Raw genomic sequence first — 17571 nt, 5'->3', positions numbered from 1 at the left:
TCCAACCTCAACGCGTCAGGTAGCCGCCGTCGACGACGTACTCGGACCCTGTGACATAGCTTGCATCGTCGCAAGCAAGAAAGGCGATGACGGCGGCGACCTCTTCGGGACGGGCGAGCCGGTTCATCGGCGTCGAAGTCGCAACCAGGCCAACGAGATCCTCGGCCTTCTCCGCCACTCCGCGCTCGACCATGCGATCGAATCCTTCGGTGAGAAGCGGCGTTTCGACGAAGCCCGGATGGACCGAATTCACCCTGATCGGAACGTTTTCGGTCGCGAATTCGAGCGCCGCCGCCTTGGTGAAGAGCCGCACTCCGCCCTTGGACGTGCTGTAGGCGGAGCTTTCCGGGAACGAGACGAAGCCCATGACCGAGCTCACGTTGATGATCGAGGCACCGCCAGCGGTCTGCTCGCCTGCGCTTTTCAGCAGCGCGTAGGCGTATTTCGCCGACAGGAAGGCGGCATCGCAATTTACGGCCTGCACCTTGCGCCAGACGGCAAAATCCATCTCGTGAATCTTGCCCGTGCCGTCGATGCCCGCGTTGTTCACCAGCACGTCGAGGCGGCCGTAGCGTTCGGATATCGTGGCGACCGCGTCCTTCCAGCCCTGCTCCTCGGCGACGTTGAACGAGATGTAGCTGGCATTCTCGCCGAGCCTGCCGAGGACTTCGGCGACGGTCGGGTCGCTTTCCGGTGACAAGTCACTGACAACGACCTTCGCACCGTCCTGGGCCAGGCGCTCCGCAGTCGCGAGACCGATGCCCCTCAGGCCGCCCGTTACAAGAGCGACACGTCCTTCAAGCCTGCTCATACGCCCATCGTCCCCGCCGTTGCGGCGCCGTCGATCGAATAGTCGGCGCCGGAAATGAATGCTGCCTCATCCGAGGCGAGGAACGCGACGAGCGCGGCGACTTCCTCGACCTTCGCCATGCGCTTCATGGGATGCATGCCTTCGTACATGCCGCGCGCGGCCTCGGGATCGGGCTGGGCGTTCATGATGTTGAGGATCATGTCTGTTGCGACGACGCCGGGAAGGATCGAATTCACCCTGATCTTGTAGCCTGAAAGTCCGCAATGCATGGCGGAGGACTTCGCGAGCGCCAGCACCGCCGCCTTGGTCACCGAGTAGGCGACGAAATTGCCCATCGCGAGCTTGGCGTTCATCGAGCTGTTGACGATGATCGAGCCGGTCGCTCCCTCGGCATTGTCCTTCATGATCCTGATGGCGTTCTGGATGGTCAGCATGACGCCCGTCTGGTTTACCGAAATGATCCGGTTCCAGTTGTCGACGTCCACGTCCTCGACCGATCCGTCGCCTGCTTCCATGCCTGCGTTGGCGAAGGCGATGTCGAGCCGGCCGTATTCGCTGCGGATGCGGTCGGACAGTTTCTGCCAGCCTTCCACGTCCTGGACACGGTGCGATTCGAACGCAGCGCCGGTTTCGGCGCAAAGTGCCTCGGCGGGTTCCTTCTTGGACCCGGTGAAGATCACTTTCGCGCCATCCTCGGTCAGCCTGCGGACCGCCCCTGCACCAATTCCACTCGTCCCGCCGGTTACGAGCGCGACCTTGCCATCAAGCTTGCCTGCCACCATCTGCTCCCATGGTTATGGTTGCAGGAGGGATCGACCTATCGGGCCGATTGGGCAACCTATGATTTCGACAAGGTGACAGGTATGATGGTATACTCCAGTTTACCTGCAAACACCGTAATTGCGTGAGGATGCATCGACATGGCCGACAGGGATCCCGAAATCAAACTTGGCGAGGATCGCAGCGAGGGAATCAGCTGGAACGAGCTGATGGAGAAGGACTCCAAGACCGTTCCCGATATCCTCACCGAAGATGCCTACAACTATCGCGGTTCCGATCCGGTACCGGCGGAACGCTATACCAGCGAAGAATTCGCCAAGCTCGAGCGCGAGCGGATGTGGCCCTATGTGTGGCAGTTCGCCGCGCGTGAGGAAGACCTTCCCGAGGCCGGCGACTACATCGTTTACGAGAATGCCGGACGCAGCTTCATCATCAGCCGCCAGGAAGACGGATCGATCCGGGCATTTCACAACGTCTGCCTTCACCGCGGCCGCAAGCTTCGCACCGAAGACGGCAATGCCGACAAGTTCATCTGCCCCTTCCACGGCTTTGCGTGGAACAAGGATGCGAGCTTCAATTCGATGCCCTGTCGCTGGGACTTTCCGCATCTGGAAGAAGATAAGATGGACCTTCCCAAGGCCGAAGTCGGTCGCTGGGCGGGTTATGTATTCATTCGTGAAATCGGCGGCGGGCCGAGCCTCGAGGAATTCCTCGCTCCGCTTCCCGAGCACTTCAAGCGCTGGCGGCACGAGGAATGCGCGACGGTGCTACGCGTCGCCAAGGAAGTTCCGGCCAACTGGAAGGTGACGATGGAGGCCTTCATGGAGGCCTGGCACACGGTCGTCACTCACCCGCAGCTCCTCCCCTTCACCGGGGACTGCAACGCCGCCTACCGGAACTGGGGCGACAACGTGAACGCCAACTTCACTCCGTTCGGCGTGATGTCCCCGCACATCACCGAGGGCAAGGGCGAGCAGTGGATCGTCGACGAATTCATCAAGTACAACGGACGCTCCTCGGACAACTACGAGGCCGGTGCCGACCCGATGGCGATCACGGTTCCCGAGGACCGCACCGCGCGCGAGGCGCTCGCCGACAAGATGCGCGCGACCTACACCGAGCAGACCGGTTACGATCACTCGGACGCCACCGATTCCGAAGTGCTCGACGCGCTCGTCTACAACGTGTTCCCGAACTTCGGCCCGTGGGGCGGCTTCATGCCCAACATCGTCTATCGCTGGTTCCCCGGCGAGACGCCCGATACCTGCGTGATGGAAGTGCGCATTCTCGCCCGCGTGAAGAAGGGCGATCCGATGCCGCACGGCGCGCCGCTGAAGTTCCTCACCATCGACCAGAAGTGGACCGAGGCACCCGAACTCGGCGTGCTCGCGGACGTGTTCGAGCAGGACATGGACAACCTGCCCTTCGTCCAGGAAGGTCTCCATTGCTCGAAGAACGGCCTTGTGAATTACGGGAATTATCAGGAAATCCGCATTCGCCAGTTCCAGGACACCATGATGAAGTACATCGACGGTGAACTCGGGGGCTGGAAGGACAAATGAGCGAAACCGATCACGGGCCCGACCCGCTCGCCGAAGCTACCGCCGAAAATCACCCGCCCCGGATCGACTGCGTATTGATTGCGGGCGGCGTGTGGCACGACATCGACTTCGCACGCCTCGAACTGCTGAAGCTTCTCGGCGAGGATCATTCGGTGCGTACGCGCGTGTTCGAGGACTATGAAAACCTCGAGGCCATCAAGTCTGCCGACATCCTGATCACCTATACCTGCGACGTAACACCTTCGCTCAACGCGCAGGAAACGTTGAAGAAGTGGCTCGAGAAGGGCGGTCGCTGGTATGCGCTGCACGGGACGAATTCGATCCTGCGCATGCTCGACGACGGCCTGTGGCACGCACCGCGCCACGCGCCCCTGATGATGGACCTGCTCGGCAGCCAGTTCATCTCGCACCCGCCGATTGCACCCTACACCGTCACGGTCGCGGACAAGGAGCATGAGCTTACGCGCGGGGTGGAAGCATTCGAGACGACGGACGAGCTCTATCACCTCGAGCTTCATGGCGATCTGCACGTCCTGCTCGAGACCGAGTGCACCGAGGAAGGGACAGGCTTCGCCGAGGCGGCAGATGCACCCGGCAAGCATCCGGTGTTCTACATCAAGCAACACGGCAAGGGCGCCGTCCTCTACAACACCCTCGGGCACTGTCGCGGGCACTACGACCTGCAGCCGATGCTCGACTGGTGGCCCCAGCTCGATCGCTGCGCATGGGACCTGCCTGTCTTCTACGACCTGCTGCGGCGCGGCATTTCCTGGATCAAGGATCGCGAACCGAAAGCCTGAGCACGGCCAGGTAATGCAACAGGAAGGGGCGGGAAAACCCGCCCCTTTTTCGTGTCATCGAGTGCCGTTGGCCTTGGCTGCATGCCTTGGCGCCGGGTCGATCCCGGCATACCGGTCAAGCGAAGTCGCCGCATCGTCGGGATAGCGCGACAGCACGAGCAGGCGCTTGTGGCCATGCCCGATCGACAATTCGTCGGTGACGCCCATCCCGCCGTGGAACTGGATCATCTCGTGGCCGAGTTCCATCGATGCTTCCGAAATGAACGCGCGCGCGCCCTCGACGGTGCGGGCGAAGCTTTCGTCTCCCTCGCGAACGATGGCGAGTTCGAGCAGGGCGCGCGACTGTTCCAGCCGGGCGAACTGCGCCGCCATGCGGTGCTGGATCGCCTGGAATTTACCGAGCGGACTGCCGAACTGCTCGCGCGTGTTGAGGTATTCGATGGTGTCGGCGAAGAGCCGGTCCATGATGCCGACCGCTTCCGCACAACGGGCAAGAGTGGCAAGCTGGGCCGCCTTCGTCAGTTCGGCAGTGCCGCCGCCCAGCCAGGAGCCGACGCTTACCTTCACGTCGTCCAGCAACAGCGCCCCGCATACCGAGCCATCGGCCAGGCGCCAGGGCGTGACGTCAAGGCCCGATGCACCCGCTTCGACAAGCGCAAAGCCCCAGCCCTGCTCGTCTCCCGGTTCGCCGTCCAGTCGCGCGCTCACGATGTAGGCATCGGCAGACGCGCCCGCGATCGCGTAGGGTTTCCTGCCCGAAAGGACATAGTCGTCACCCTCTCGGCGCGCCCTCGTCTCGATCCAGGTCGAACCGTTGCGCACCCCTTGCTCTCCGTGAGCGAGCGCGACGCGCCGCTCGCCAGCAAGGATCGGGGGCATCCATTCCTCTGCGATCTCGCCAGACGCCAGTTCGTTCAGAAGGCGCGCCGCTAGCAGGGCATTCTCAGCCAGCGGTTCGACGACCAGACCCTTGCCGAGTGCCTCGTAGATCACGGCGATGCCGGTGCCGCCAAGGCCCAGACCGCCATCTTGCTCGTCGAACGGCGCGGCGATCACGCCCAGCTCGCCCAGAAGCTTCCAGTTTTCCTCGCTGAACCCGCCGGGTTCCTTCAGGTACTCCCGGCGACGCTCGATATCGTAGCGGTCCGATACGAAGCGCTCCGCCACCGCCTTCAGCATTTCCTGGTCTTCGGTAAGATCAAAATTCATGTTGCCACTCCCCGAGGCGGCCTAGCACTCTTTTCGCGCCTGAAAGGCTGCGCAAAATGTTAGGCCGTTGTGCAGATGCTGCCGCTCGGGTATGCCGTTCGACGGGAGGACACCAATGTCGAAAATCGTCGTCGACGATCTTGAAAAGGTTCGAGTTTCCGGGCCTGACAAAATTCGTGCGGCGGCCAGCGCGCTGAGTGCAATTGCACTCGATCGCGAGATGAGGGCAGCCCCTGCGCACGATATCGCGGACAAGCGAACGCCCGTCGACATCGATGGCGAAGTGCTCGCGCGCGAGGTGTTCGGTTGGGGCGACGACGAGAAGGTCTGGTGGCGCAATTCGCGGATCGCGCTGGAGTCGCCGATTACCTCTGCCTGCCGCTTCGAGGCCGAACCATTCTGGGTTAACGCGGACGGTTTCCGCACCATTACGCCCAATTCCTATCTCGATTCGATCGACATTAACAATTTCGAATCCCGCGCAATGACGCGGTCGGCCATCGTCGTCCCGGTGCACATGGCTTTCGGGCAGATCGGCGCAGTCAGCTTCAATCCGCTCGACGGAAAGAAGACCGACCTTTCCGAGGACTTCGCGCGCCATGGAGACTTGCTGGGCATCTATGCCCGCACCTTTATCACCAGCTACGTGAAGGTGATGGGCGCGACGCAGGCGCTTCCCCCCGGTTCGCGACTTTCGAAGCGTGAAGTCGAGTGCCTGCGCTGGGCCGCCATCGGCAAGACCGACATGGAGATCAGCATGATCATGTCGCGCAGCCGGGCAACCGTACGCTTCCATATTCACAACGCTTCGACCAAGCTGAACGCCGTGAATCGCAGCCAGACCGTTTTCAAGGCTGCGCAGCTTGGATACATTTCCCTGAACTGACGAGGTCCGGATGGCTGACAAGAGCAAGAAACCCGTAACGGATCCTGTCGCCGCCTGGCAGGGCCTCGTCCAGCAATGGGAGCAAGAGATCAACGCCTGGTCGGGAAAGATAACCGAGACGGAACAGTTCAGCGCGATGATGGGTCAGGCGACGAAGTACAGCCTCGTCGCGCAACAGGCCTTTGCTGAGCACATGGAAAAGGTCCTGACTTCGCTCAACGTCCCTACGAAGACGCAGATGGAGGAAATGAGTGAACGCCTGAGCGCGATCGAGGAGGCGCTCGAGCGACTGCGCCTGTCGATGGCGGACGGCCCGGAAGCAAAGTCCGCGCCTGAGCCGCGCCGTACGCGCAAACCGAAAAACCCGTCCTGATGGCGGACGCACCGCAGAACGATGGCCCCGACATCGGTGAACAGGTGCGTCGCGAAGTCGATCGCGCCCTTCAACGCAACATCAAGGGCCTCGATTTTCTGCTTGCGGGCCGGCAGCACGTCGGCACGATGGAGAAGGAAATCATCCATCGCGACGGGACGGCGATCCTCTACAGGTACAAGCCGGTCGAAGATGAGATTTTCCGGGTCCCGCTCCTGATAGTCTCTCCGCCCAGCAACCGCGGTTACATTTTCGATCTGGCACCCGATCAAAGTTTCGTGGAATACCTGCTGAAGCGCGGGTACGACGTCTACAATCTCGACTGGAATCCGCCACGCCGCGACGAAGCGAAACTTGCGATCGAAGACTACGTCGACAGGTTCATTCCGGACAGCATAGAGCGAATAAGCAAGATTTCCGGCGAGCAGGACGTTTCGCTGGCGGGCTATTGCGCCGGCGGCACGCTCGCCGTGATACACTCGGCCCTCTATGCCGGCGGGCCGGTCAAGAACATCCTTACGTTCGCTGCGCCGCTGGATTTCGATCACATGCCGCTGTTCAAGGCGTGGGGAGACCGCGAGCACTTCGACGTTGATTATCTCGTCGACGCCGTCGGGATCGTCCCTCCCGAAATCATGCTCGGCGCGTTCGACCTTGCACGCCCTGCCAACCGGCCGGCGGGCCGTGTCCACCTGTGGACGAACATGTGGAACGACGAATTCGTGAAGTCCTATCGCATGTTCGAACGCTGGGCCGCCGAAACCCTCTCGGTCCCCGGAGAATATTTCCGGCAGCTGATCAAGGACCTGCTCTGGGAAAACAGGCTGGCCCGGAACACGCTCGAAATCGGCGGACGTCCGGTCGACCTCACCAAGATCGACGTGCCGATCCTGAACGTCGTCGCCCAGCACGATCACGTTGTGGCGCATGCCGCCACTCAGCCGCTGATGACCCTCACCGCGTCGACGGATCGCGAGGAAATCGTGGCGAAAGGCGGCCACGTCAGCCTCGTCGCCGGACCGGCGGCACTCAAACGACTGTGGCCGCTCATCGATGAATGGCTCGAAAGGAGATCGACCTGATGAACGACAGCACTGGTTCGGACCGTCGCCTGACGATTGCCGGTTCCCCGGTCGAATTCCGCTCCATGCGACGGGGGGACGAAGACGCAATCCGCAGGTTCGCCGAGACCGTACCCTCCCACGATCTGCTGTTCCTGCAGCGCGACATTCGCAGCGCCAAGGTCGTCGACGCGTGGCTGGAACAGATCGAGCGCGGCTATATCCGCAGCACCATTGCCATCGGGGATGACGGGATCATCGGCTGCAATGCGCTGGTGCGAGACGATCTGAGCTGGTCTCCCCACGTGGCCGATATCAGGATCATTTCCGCGCCGGGCGCGCGTGGGGAGGGACTTGGTCGAGCCCTTGCCCAGGACTGCCTGCTCGGTGCGGCGGAAATGGACCTCGCCAAGCTCACCGTCCGCATGACGCCCGATCAGGACGCGGCCCTCAAGCTTTTCGAGGACATGGGCTTCGTACCCGAAGCTCTGCTTCGCGAACACGTGAAGGACGCCGACGGGCAAAGCCGCGACATCCTGATCCTGGCGCTGGACCTGGGCAAACAGGCGGCGCAGCAGCGGCTCTACGGGCTGGCCGAGAACCTCTCGCCTGCGGACTAGTTCCCGGTGAAGTAGAAGGACCGGAAGGGCCCGCCGTATTCGAACGGCGACCACTCCCCACGCGGAAGGGCGAGCCGGTCTGCAACGGCATAGAAGACCGCCGGGTTGGCGACGAAGCCGAAATGGCTCGACCAGACCTCGATGTTCTCGGTGATGTCGTCTGTCTCGCTGATGCAGTTTTCCCAGGCGGTGATGCCGTCTGTCTTGCTGTAGATCGCGGTCGAGGGAACCTTCAGCGGGTGGTGGCCCTTGGCATAACGCGTGTGCCCCTTCATCTCCGACACGACGTTGCCCGTCAGCAGCTCGTAAAGGTTGTTGAGGTTGGTCGCCTCGGGATTGCCGGTGAACGGGCTGCCCAGCGCAATGACCTGGCGGACATCGTTGGGATCCTGCCGGGCTGCCGCACGCGCGATGACGCCGCCGAGGCTCCAGCCGACCAGGCTGACCTTGCGCCCCCGGTCCGCCCGAATCTGGGCGATACGGTCGGCGAGATGCTCCCCGTTCTCGCCGATCGTGTGCTGGTCGAGGTTCCAGCCTAGGTCCCAGCCGTGAACCGAGTAGCCGAGATGGGTCAGGTACGTCCTCAGCAGGACAGTCATCTGGTCGTTGGTGGCAAAGCCCGGAAGGACGAGCACCGGATGACCGTCGCCGCGCGGAACGGTGCCCAGCATCGGATAGAGGGCGGCAAGGGCGCTCATCTCGAATGCCAGCCGTGCCGGTTCGAGAATTGTCCAGCCGAGAAACGGCCGGACGATGTCGGTACTGGAAGTCATCCGCACTCCTGTATCCGGCTCAAACGCTGTTGCATCCATGAATGTTCCTTTCATGGCCTGTCCTCCAGTATCAGTTTGGACGCCACCAGTCCCAGCGCCATGGCGGGCGCGTTGGTATTGCCCGTCACGTGGCCCGGCATGACCGAGCAGTCGACCACACGCACGCCCTCGACGCCGTTCACCTTCAGCTTCGGATCGGTGACGGCGCGGTTGTCGCTGCCCATCCGGCAGGTACCGATGGCATGCAGACCGCACGTCGCCAGCCGGCGGAAGCTGGCAAGAATCTCCTCGTCGGAATCCACATCCCGTCCGGGCAGGACTTCCTCGCCGAGCATCGAGCCGAGCGGTTCGGAATCCATGAATTCCCGCATCCTGCGCACCAGGGCGATCGCGCTCCTGCGATCATGCTCGGTGGTGAGGAAGTTCGGCGTGATGACGGGAGCATCGTCGAGCGAAGGCCCGGCAATCTGCAGGCTGCCCTCGCTCGTCAGGCGCAGGAGCTGGCCATATATCGTGACGCCGGGACGCCGGTCGATCTTGTCGAGCGGAACCGGATCGTTGTCGTCGCCGATCTCGAAGGTGTACGCTCCGAGGTAGAATTGGGCGTCCGTCCGGCCGTCCGGGTTGAAGACATTCAGGAACGCTCCGACCTCGAAAGGTCCCGTCGCCATGATCCCGCCGCCGGTGACGAGGTAGCGGGCCATCGCGCGCGCCAGTCCCAGTCCGTAGAAGTTCCTGTGCGTGCCCTTCCCCTTTTCGAGACGATAGGGAAACGACACGGCAAGGTGCTCGATCATCCGCTCGCCGACGTCGGGGGATTCGGCCACCAGTTCGACCCCTGCGGCCTTGAGCCGCTCGCCCGACCCGATGCCGGAACGCTGGAGAAGCAACGGACTTTCCATCGCGCCGGCGCAGACGATGACTTCGCCCCGACATTCGAAGGTCCTTTTCTGGCCGCGAACGCGCGCCTCGACGCCGATGGCCCGCTTGCCATCGAACACGATGCGTTCCGCCAGCGCATGGGTCACGACATCCAGATTCTCTCGCGAACGCGCCGGTTCGAGGAAAGTCACTGCCGCGCTCTGGCGTTTGCCGCGCTTGACGTTGTGGCTGTACAAGCCGACGCGCGGCCCGGTCGTGCCGTTGAGATCGTCGACGCGCCTGAGACCCATGGTCTCGCCGGCATCGATGATCCGTTCGGCGAGCGGGTAGCTGTAGATTGCCGGGTCGACGTAGACCGGCCCCCCGCTCCCGCGCATGTCCGACGCACCGGCTGCATGATCCTCGAGCTGTTTGAACGCCTCGGTCATCGTCGCGCCGTTCCAGCCGGTCGCGCCCTTGTCGCGCTCCCACGCGTCGTAATCCTCAGGCTCCCCGCGGCTCCAGATCATGCCGTTGACCGACGACGAACCGCCTAGTCCCTTGCCCCTGATCCAGAATTCGTTGGCCTCTGCGCCCTCTTCGCGCGGCTGCGTAACCTTGTAGAGCCACACCTTCTCGGGATTGCCGACGAGTTTCGCGACCCCCTTGGGCAACTGGTTCCAGAACCCGTTCTCGCCGCCGGCTTCCAGCAGCAGCACGCGCGAGCGACCATCGGCGCTGAGCCGTTCGGCGAGCACGCATCCAGAGGATCCTGCCCCGACGACTATATAGTCCCAATCCTGCGACATGCCCAATTCCCTCCACGATCACCTTGGCATGCCCCGCCGACTCTAACCCCTATCGTTTTGGGCAGCCTGCATCTGCTCGCCCTTTAGGCTTAAAGCGACGCGGAATTAGCACCGGCACAGCCCGGGGAGAGGAGAACAATGCGCCCGATCGCTGAAGGACTTTTCACGCAGGAAAACCCGCCCCGGCTTATCGGCGGACGCGATCGCGAAACCGGCCGGATTGTCTTTCCATGCCCCGAAAACGACAGGTTCGAGCCCGTCCCGCTCAAGCGAGACGGCACTCTGTGGAGCTACACGATCCAGCGGTTCAGGCCGAAGTCGCCTCCCTATGCCGGGCCCGAGGCTTTCAAGCCCTTCCCGGTAGCCTATGTCGAGCTTCCGGGCGAAACGATCGTCGAAGCGCGGCTCGCGAACGTCGATTTCGATTCGATCGAGATCGGAATGCCGCTCGAATTCGTGCCCGTCCCCCTCGACCCCGACGAGCCCAACGGCATCGTCATTCCCGGATTTCAGCCCACGGAGAAAATGGCATGAGCGACGTCTATATTGTCGGGATCGGAATCCATCCCTTCGGTCGGACCGATGGCGTGTCCGGCATCGACCAAGGCGTTTTCGCAGTGCGCCAGGCCCTTTCCGACGCCGGGATCGAGTGGCCCGACGTGCAATTCGCCTACGGCGCATCGGACGCCGCAGGCAATCCCGATACGATGGTCGATCGCCTCGGCCTTACGGGCGTACAGTTCATCAACGTGCGCAACGGCTGCGCTGCGGGCGGCTCGGCGCTTTTCTCCGCTCAGACGGCGATCAAGTCGGGCGAATGCGACATCGGCCTTGCCGTCGGTTTCGACAAGCACCCGCGCGGCGCGTTCAACGCCAAGCCTTCGGAATACAACCTCCCCGAGTGGTATGGCGATGCCGGCTACATGGTCACCACCCAGTTCTTCGCCAACAAAATCATGCGGTACATGCAAATGCACGATATCAGCCGCGAAACGCTGGGGCGCGTGGCGGAGAAGGCGTTTCGCAACGGCTCGAAGGCGCCGCATGCATGGCGCCGCCAGCCGGTACCGATCGACGAGATCATGGAAGCCCCTATGGTTTCCGATCCCTACTCCAAGTACATGTTCTGCTCGCCCGCCGAAGGCGGTGTCGCGCTCGTCCTCGCTTCCGAAAAGAAGGCCCGGGAGCTGGGCAAGCCGATGGTGCGCCTGAAGGCCGCCACCATGCGCACGCGCCCGCCGGGCAGCTTCGAGGTCTTCGCACCGTCGGTAGATGTCGAGCGCGGCGGTTCGGCCACGAACATCGCCAGTCGCGACGCCTTCGAAATTGCCGGGATCGGTCCCGGAGACATCGATGTAGCCCAGCTTCAGGACACCGAGGCCGGTGCCGAACTGATGCACATGGCCGAGAACGGTTTCTGCGCCGACGGCGATCAGGAGGAATGGCTCGCCGAGGGCTGGAGCGAGATCGGCGGCAAGCTTCCGGTCAACACCGATGGCGGATGCCTTGCCTGCGGCGAACCGATCGGCGCGTCCGGGCTGCGCCAGGTCTACGAAAACGTCGTGCAGTTGCGTGGCGAAGGCGGCGAACGCCAGGTCCCCGACAATCCCAGGACCGCCTACAGCCATGTCTACGGCGCACCCGGCGTCTCCGCCGTCACGATCCTGGAGCGCTGAGAAGATGGATATCGACCTTTCGGATGAGGAGATTGCGTTCCGCGGCGAGGTGCGCGCGTTTCTCGCCGAAAACCTGACAGATCGGATTCGAGATGGTGCTGCCAGCTCGCCGACTGTGTTCGTCGAGCCGGACATCGGGCAGGACTGGAATGCCGTTCTCAACGAGCGGGGTTGGCTCGCGTACCAGTGGCCGAAGGAAGCGGGCGGACCGGGCTGGACCCCGACGCAGCGCTATATCTTCGAGAAGGAATGCGCGCTCGCCGGGGCACCGAACCTGACCGTGCTGGGGCTCAAACTCGTTGCGCCGGTCATCTACACCTTCGGCAATGCCGACCAGAAGGCAGAGTACCTTCCCCGTATCCTTTCGGGCGAGGACTACTGGTGCCAGGGCTTTTCCGAGCCGAATGCGGGCTCGGACCTTGCCTCGCTGCAGACGCGCGCAGTCAAGGAAGGCGACAGGTACGTCCTCAACGGCTCCAAGATCTGGACTACGCACGCGCACTGGGCGAACAAGATGTTCGTCCTCGCCCGCACCGACGCAACCGGCAAGAAGCAGGCGGGCATCAGCTTTTTCCTGCTCGACATGGATCAGCCGGGCATTTCTGTCCGGCCGATCCTGACAATGGCCGGCGACCACGAGGTCAACCAGGTTTTCCTCGAAGATGCCGTGGCGGATGCGGACGGTCTCGTGGGCGAGGAGGGCCAGGGCTGGGCCATCGCGAAGTTCCTTCTCGAGAACGAGCGCGGCGGCTCCTGCCTTGCGCCGAAGCTCGCGTACGATCTCGACCAGATCGAGAAGGCGGCTCGGCAGGAAAGCGACGGGTACGGCGGCGCGCTTGCCGACGGTATCGAGTGGAAGCGTCGGGTCGCCAGGCTGCGCCTCGAAGTCGAATCGCTCGAGATGATCGAACTGAAGATCCTCTCGAACATCGCCAAGGGTCGCCCGCCGGGGCCGCAGACCTCGCTGGTCAAGCTCCTGGCCTCAAACATCAGGCAGGACGTGGACCTGCTTGCCGTTGACCTGTACGGTACGGGTGGCCTGCAACTGCCCACGGCGCGGCCGCTCTATGGAGAGAACGCGCCGGCACCGCTTCATTCGCCGGGTGCGCAAGTCGCCTCAGCACGGTACCTCAACAGCCGTGCATGGACCATTTTCGGTGGCACGAACGAGGTTCAGTCTACTATCATCGCCAAGACCGTCCTTGGTCTCTGAACAGATAATACCAGGAGAGACAGATGCAGCTTAGCCGCGACGACCTCCTGCAGGCCTATCGCCGGATGAAGATCATCCGCGAATTCGAAGAGCGCCTGCACGAGGAAATCCAGACCGGTGAGATCGCCGGCTTCACCCACCTCTATTGCGGTCAGGAGGCCGTCGCCGTCGGCGTCTGCGAGAATCTCACCGACGATGACAAGCTGGTCTCGACTCACCGCGGTCACGGCCATTGCCTTGCCAAGGGGTGCGACGTTTCCGGAATGATGAAGGAAATCTGGGGCAGCCGCGAAGGTCTGTGCAAGGGCAAGGGCGGCTCGATGCACATCGCAGATGTCGACAAGGGCATGCTTGGCGCGAACGGCATCGTCGGCGCCGGCGCTCCGATCATGGTCGGCGCTGCACTCGCTGCCAAGCTCAACGGCAAGGGCAACGTCGCCGTAAGCTTCTCCGGCGACGGTGCGTGCAACCAGGGCACGACGTTCGAGGCGATGAACATGGCGGTCGTGACGAAAGCGCCCGCGATCTTCGTGTTCGAGAACAACCACTACTCGGAACACACCGGCGTCGAATATGCAGTCGGCACCGAGAAGGACATCGCGAGCCGCGCGGAAGCATTCGGCATGAAGGTCGCGCGTGCGGACGGCACGGACTTTTTCGCGGTGCACGATACGATGCGCGAAATTCTGGAGTACGTGCGCGCGGGCAACGGCCCCGCCGCCATCGAATTCGACACCGAGCGGTTCTTCGGCCACTTCGAGGGCGATCCGCAGCGCTACCGCGGCAAGGGTGAGCTCGACCGCATCCGCGAAGAGCGCGACTGCCTGAAGAAGTTCCGCGAATCCGTCACGGGTGCGAAGCTGCTCGAAGGCGCCGACCTCGACAAGGTCGACGAGGAAGTCCTCGCCCAGATCGAACAGGCCGTCCAGGATGCGCGAAGCGCCGCGCGTCCGACTGCCGAAGACGTCCTCGAAGACGTCTACATCAGCTACTGAGGGGCGGGGAAGCAACAATGGCACGAGTAATGTACCGCGACGCCGTTCGCGACACGATTTTCAAGGAAATGCAGCGCGACGAGAACGTCGTGGTCCTCGGCGAAGACGTCGTCGGCGGCATGGGGACCGCAGGCGGTCCCGAAGCCATCGGCGGCATCTGGTCGACGAGCGGCGGTTTCTACGAGGCTTTCGGACCCGACCGCGTGATCGACACGCCGATCTCCGAGAGCGCCATCGTCGGCGCGGCGGGCGGCCTTGCGCTTTCGGGCAAGCGTCCGATCGCCGAGCTGATGTTCGCCGACTTCATCGGCGTCTGCCTCGACCAGATCTGGAACCAGATCGCCAAGTTCCGCTACATGTTCGGCGGCAAGACCAAGTGCCCGGCGATCATCCGCTGCATCTACGGCGCCGGCTACAACGCCGCCGCGCAGCACAGCCAGGCACCCACGGGCATCCTGACCAGCATGCCGGGCCTCAAGGTCGTCGTTCCCTCGACGCCCGCCGACGTCGCCGGCCTGCTGCGCCAGGCGATCCGCGACGACGATCCGGTCATCTTCATGGAGCACAAGGCGCTTTACGGCCTGAAGGGCGAAGTGCCCGACGATGACGATTACACGATCCCGTTCGGCCATGCGCGCCTGTGCCGTGCCGGCGAGGACGTGACGATCCTGGCGTCGGGCATGATGGTCGGCATGGCGGAAAAGGCCGCCGACAAGCTCGCCGAAGACGGTGTCGGAGCCGACGTCATCGACCTTCGCACAACCAGCCCGCTCGACGAGGAAGCGATCCTCGATTCGGTCGAGGTCACCGGACGCGTCGTCGTCGTGGACGAAGCGCCGCCGCGCTGCTCGCTGGCGACCGATCTTTGCGCGCTCGTCGCCGAGAAGGCATTCGCCAGCCTCAAGGCTCCGCCGGTGGCGGTGACGCCGCCGCACACGCCGGTGCCGTTCGCGCGCGAGCTGGAAGGGGCCTACCTCCCCAACCCGGACAAGATCGAGGCCGCCGTTCGCAAGGTTCTGGCCTACAACAGCTGAGGAGGCGCAGACACATGGGTAAGATACGCGCCTTCACGATGCCGAAGTGGGGCATCGAAATGACCGAGGGCACCATCGCGGAATGGAAGATCAAGGAGGGCGACAGCTTCTCCCGCGGCGATCTTCTGTGCCTGATCGAAACCGACAAGATCACCAACGAGGTCGAGGCCGAGTACGAGGCCAAGGTTCGCAAGATCGTCATTCCCGGTAGCGGGGAACCCGAACCCGTCGGCGCACTCCTTGCGGTCTTTGACGACGGCAGTGCGAGCGACGACGAGATCGAGAGCTTCGTTTCGAACTTCAAGCCTGCCGAGGGCGGTGTCGCCGAGGGCAAGCAGAAGAAGAAGGAAGCCAAGCCGGCCGAAAAGGGGATCGAGGGCGAGGACGACAAGCCCGCGCCCCGCAAGATCGAGACGAACCGCCCGATCAGTCCCGAAGCCCTGAAGCTGGCCGAGGCCGAGGGCGTCGACATTTCCGACATCAAGGGTTCGGGTCGCAACGGGCGGATCACGTACCAGGACATCGACCAGGCCCTGAAAGGTCCGGCCAGTCCTTCGCTGAAGGGGAAGGCGGAGTTGCAGGAGGAAGACAACATCTTCGCCTCGCCGCTCGCTCGCCGCATCGCTGCGCTGCACGGCGTCGATCTGTCGGGTCTCAAGGGCTCCGGACCTCGCGGACGCATCTCCAAGAAGGACGTGCTGGCCAAGGTTCCGGACAAGGGCGCCGATGCGGGCAAGGCTGCCCCGAAGGCGGCTCCTGCTCCCGCTCCCTCGTTCGGCGAGCCCTTCGAGCTGGTTGGCAACGAGCCCGAGACGATCAAGTTCGATCGTATCCGCAAGGTCGTCGCGCGTCGCCTTACCGAAGCGAAGCAGCAACTTCCGCATTTCTATCTGCGCACGTCGGCGCGGGTCGATGCGCTTCTCGCGCTGCGCAAGACGGTGAACCTCGTTCTCGGATGCAAGGCATCGGTCAACGATTTCGTCGTCATGGCCGCCGCCAAGGCGCTTGCCCAGCATCCGGACGTCAATGTCCAGGTGCACGGCGAGGAGATCCACCGCTTCAGGCATGCCGACGTTTCGATCGCGGTGGCCAGTCCGAAGGGCCTCGTCACGCCGATCGTGCGCCAGGCCGATCGCATGCGCATCGACCAGCTGGCCGGAGCTACCAAGGGGCTCATCGGCAAGGCGAACGATGGCAAGCTGGGCTACGAGGAAATGGATGGCGGCACCTTCACTGTCTCCAACCTCGGCATGTTCGGGATCGAGAACTTCGATGCGATCATAAACCCGCCGCAGGCAGCGATCCTTGCGGTGGGCGCATCGGAGAAACGCGCCATCGAGACCGACGACGGCGACATCGCGTTCGCCTCGATGATCTCGTTCACGCTTTCGGTCGATCACCGCGCCATCGACGGCGCTGCGGGCGCGCAGTTCCTGCAGACCTTCAAGGCGTTGATCGAGGACCCGGAACAGCTTTTCGCCTGACCGGGCGAGCACGAGAGGAGACAAGACATGCCCAAGGCAGGCTCGCTCGCCGATGTCGGCGAAATCATGCAGCTCGCGTTCCTTCCGAAGGATTTCGATGCCGCCGTGAAGTACTGGACCGAGACGATGGGGGTCGGCCCGTTCTACCTCCTCGAGAACATCCGGCTCGGCGACATGAAGTACAAGGGTGAGCCGACCGAGGCCGTATTCTCGGTGGCAATCGCCTACTGGAACGACATCCAGATCGAACTCGTCCGCCCGGAGAACGATGCCCTCGCCCACTACTCGGGCGAACACGCGGTGCATGACCGGGTGCAGCACGTCTGCATCACCGTCGACGATATCGCCGACGCCTACAAGGCATGCGAAGCCGCAGGCGCCGAGATTCTCGTCGAGGGCAAGGTCGGCAAGGCCGGCGCGGTCATCTATGCGGATCCGGGCTACGGGCCCGGCGGCGTGGTCGAGTTCGTGCAGCTCGACAAGGGCGGACCGGAATGGTTCGCGATGATCAAGGCCGAAGCGCTCGATTGGGATGGGACCGATCCGCTCCGAAAGGTCGGCTGACTACTGGCGCACGTCGCGCCTCATCCTGTTGTGACATATTTGCCACCCGTGATCTCAAAA

The 17571-nt window shown here is 63.1% G+C and carries 18 protein-coding genes; 13 read left to right on the top strand and 5 right to left on the bottom strand.

Annotation, left to right across the window (positions count from 1 at the left end; translation table 11 throughout):
- Positions 1-7: 7 nt before the first annotated feature.
- Together FHS75_RS00275 and FHS75_RS00270 are read right to left on the bottom strand one after the other, a co-directional pair.
- Positions 8-811, bottom strand: coding sequence for an SDR family NAD(P)-dependent oxidoreductase (locus FHS75_RS00275; RefSeq protein WP_179405726.1), 804 nt, complete (start codon positions 809-811; stop codon positions 8-10).
- Complete coding sequence (locus tag FHS75_RS00270) at positions 808-1593, bottom strand: SDR family NAD(P)-dependent oxidoreductase (RefSeq protein ID WP_179405725.1); 786 nt, start codon at positions 1591-1593, stop codon at positions 808-810. The genes FHS75_RS00275 and FHS75_RS00270 overlap by 4 nt, the downstream gene beginning before the upstream one ends.
- A 138-nt stretch (positions 1594-1731) precedes the next feature.
- On the opposite strand from FHS75_RS00270, the gene FHS75_RS00265 reads away from it, so the two are divergent.
- Complete coding sequence (locus FHS75_RS00265) at positions 1732-3153, top strand: aromatic ring-hydroxylating oxygenase subunit alpha (protein ID WP_179405724.1); 1422 nt, start codon at positions 1732-1734, stop codon at positions 3151-3153.
- Entirely contained in the window at positions 3150-3953 is an 804-nt protein-coding gene (locus FHS75_RS00260; RefSeq protein ID WP_179405723.1) for a ThuA domain-containing protein, read from the top strand. The genes FHS75_RS00265 and FHS75_RS00260 overlap by 4 nt, the downstream gene beginning before the upstream one ends.
- Before the next feature lie 54 nt (positions 3954-4007).
- On the opposite strand, the gene FHS75_RS00255 is transcribed toward FHS75_RS00260, so the two are convergent.
- On the bottom strand, positions 4008-5162 hold the full coding sequence (locus FHS75_RS00255; protein ID WP_179405722.1) for an acyl-CoA dehydrogenase family protein: 1155 nt from the start codon (positions 5160-5162) through the stop codon (positions 4008-4010).
- 115 nt (positions 5163-5277) lie between these two features.
- Here FHS75_RS00255 and FHS75_RS00250 point away from each other — a divergent pair, with 115 nt between their 5' ends.
- The 4 genes from FHS75_RS00250 to FHS75_RS00235 are packed head-to-tail and all read left to right on the top strand — an operon-like array spanning position 5278 to position 8102.
- A complete protein-coding gene (locus FHS75_RS00250) occupies positions 5278-6048 on the top strand; it encodes a helix-turn-helix transcriptional regulator (protein ID WP_179405721.1) in 771 nt (256 codons plus the stop codon).
- A gap of 10 nt (positions 6049-6058) precedes the next feature.
- Positions 6059-6421, top strand: a complete 363-nt coding sequence (locus tag FHS75_RS00245) for a hypothetical protein (protein ID WP_179405720.1) — start codon at positions 6059-6061, stop codon at positions 6419-6421.
- Entirely contained in the window at positions 6421-7503 is a 1083-nt protein-coding gene (locus FHS75_RS00240) for an alpha/beta fold hydrolase (RefSeq protein WP_179405719.1), read from the top strand. Before FHS75_RS00245 ends, FHS75_RS00240 begins: the two co-directional genes overlap by 1 nt.
- Positions 7503-8102 (top strand): GNAT family N-acetyltransferase, encoded by a 600-nt coding sequence (locus tag FHS75_RS00235; RefSeq protein ID WP_179405718.1) that lies wholly within the window; start codon positions 7503-7505, stop codon positions 8100-8102. The genes FHS75_RS00240 and FHS75_RS00235 overlap by 1 nt, the downstream gene beginning before the upstream one ends.
- On the opposite strand, the gene FHS75_RS00230 is transcribed toward FHS75_RS00235, so the two are convergent.
- Both FHS75_RS00230 and FHS75_RS00225 read right to left on the bottom strand, forming a co-directional pair.
- Complete coding sequence (locus FHS75_RS00230) at positions 8099-8875, bottom strand: esterase/lipase family protein (protein WP_179405717.1); 777 nt, start codon at positions 8873-8875, stop codon at positions 8099-8101. The two genes, FHS75_RS00235 and FHS75_RS00230, sit on opposite strands and share 4 nt — an antisense overlap.
- A 50-nt stretch (positions 8876-8925) precedes the next feature.
- Positions 8926-10545: a GMC family oxidoreductase gene (locus FHS75_RS00225; protein ID WP_179405716.1), complete on the bottom strand. Its 1620-nt coding sequence runs from the start codon at positions 10543-10545 to the stop codon at positions 8926-8928.
- Positions 10546-10683: 138 nt separating this feature from the next.
- On the opposite strand from FHS75_RS00225, the gene FHS75_RS00220 reads away from it, so the two are divergent.
- Genes FHS75_RS00220 through FHS75_RS00190 form a run of 7 tightly spaced genes read left to right on the top strand, consistent with a single transcriptional unit; the run spans position 10684 to position 17511 of the window.
- The gene (locus tag FHS75_RS00220) at positions 10684-11079 is read left to right on the top strand and encodes a Zn-ribbon domain-containing OB-fold protein (RefSeq protein WP_179405715.1); all 396 of its coding nucleotides are present in this window, start codon (positions 10684-10686) and stop codon (positions 11077-11079) included.
- The gene (locus tag FHS75_RS00215; RefSeq protein ID WP_179405714.1) at positions 11076-12221 is read left to right on the top strand and encodes a thiolase family protein; all 1146 of its coding nucleotides are present in this window, start codon (positions 11076-11078) and stop codon (positions 12219-12221) included. Before FHS75_RS00220 ends, FHS75_RS00215 begins: the two co-directional genes overlap by 4 nt.
- Positions 12222-12225: 4 nt before the next feature.
- The gene (locus tag FHS75_RS00210; RefSeq protein WP_179405713.1) at positions 12226-13434 is read left to right on the top strand and encodes an acyl-CoA dehydrogenase family protein; all 1209 of its coding nucleotides are present in this window, start codon (positions 12226-12228) and stop codon (positions 13432-13434) included.
- A gap of 23 nt (positions 13435-13457) precedes the next feature.
- Positions 13458-14429, top strand: a complete 972-nt coding sequence (locus FHS75_RS00205; RefSeq protein WP_179405712.1) for a thiamine pyrophosphate-dependent dehydrogenase E1 component subunit alpha — start codon at positions 13458-13460, stop codon at positions 14427-14429.
- Between the two features lie 17 nt (positions 14430-14446).
- Entirely contained in the window at positions 14447-15463 is a 1017-nt protein-coding gene (locus FHS75_RS00200) for an alpha-ketoacid dehydrogenase subunit beta (protein ID WP_179405711.1), read from the top strand.
- Between the two features lie 14 nt (positions 15464-15477).
- A complete protein-coding gene (locus FHS75_RS00195; RefSeq protein ID WP_179405710.1) occupies positions 15478-16947 on the top strand; it encodes a 2-oxo acid dehydrogenase subunit E2 in 1470 nt (489 codons plus the stop codon).
- A 27-nt stretch (positions 16948-16974) separates the two neighbouring features.
- Entirely contained in the window at positions 16975-17511 is a 537-nt protein-coding gene (locus FHS75_RS00190) for a VOC family protein (protein WP_179405709.1), read from the top strand.
- Positions 17512-17571 lie beyond the last annotated feature (60 nt).

Source organism: Novosphingobium marinum (assembly GCF_013408095.1).
Lineage (GTDB): Bacteria > Pseudomonadota > Alphaproteobacteria > Sphingomonadales > Sphingomonadaceae > Novosphingobium > Novosphingobium marinum.
The sequence above is the reverse complement of the archived record's forward strand: the minus strand, read 5'-3'. Positions and strand labels throughout refer to the sequence as shown.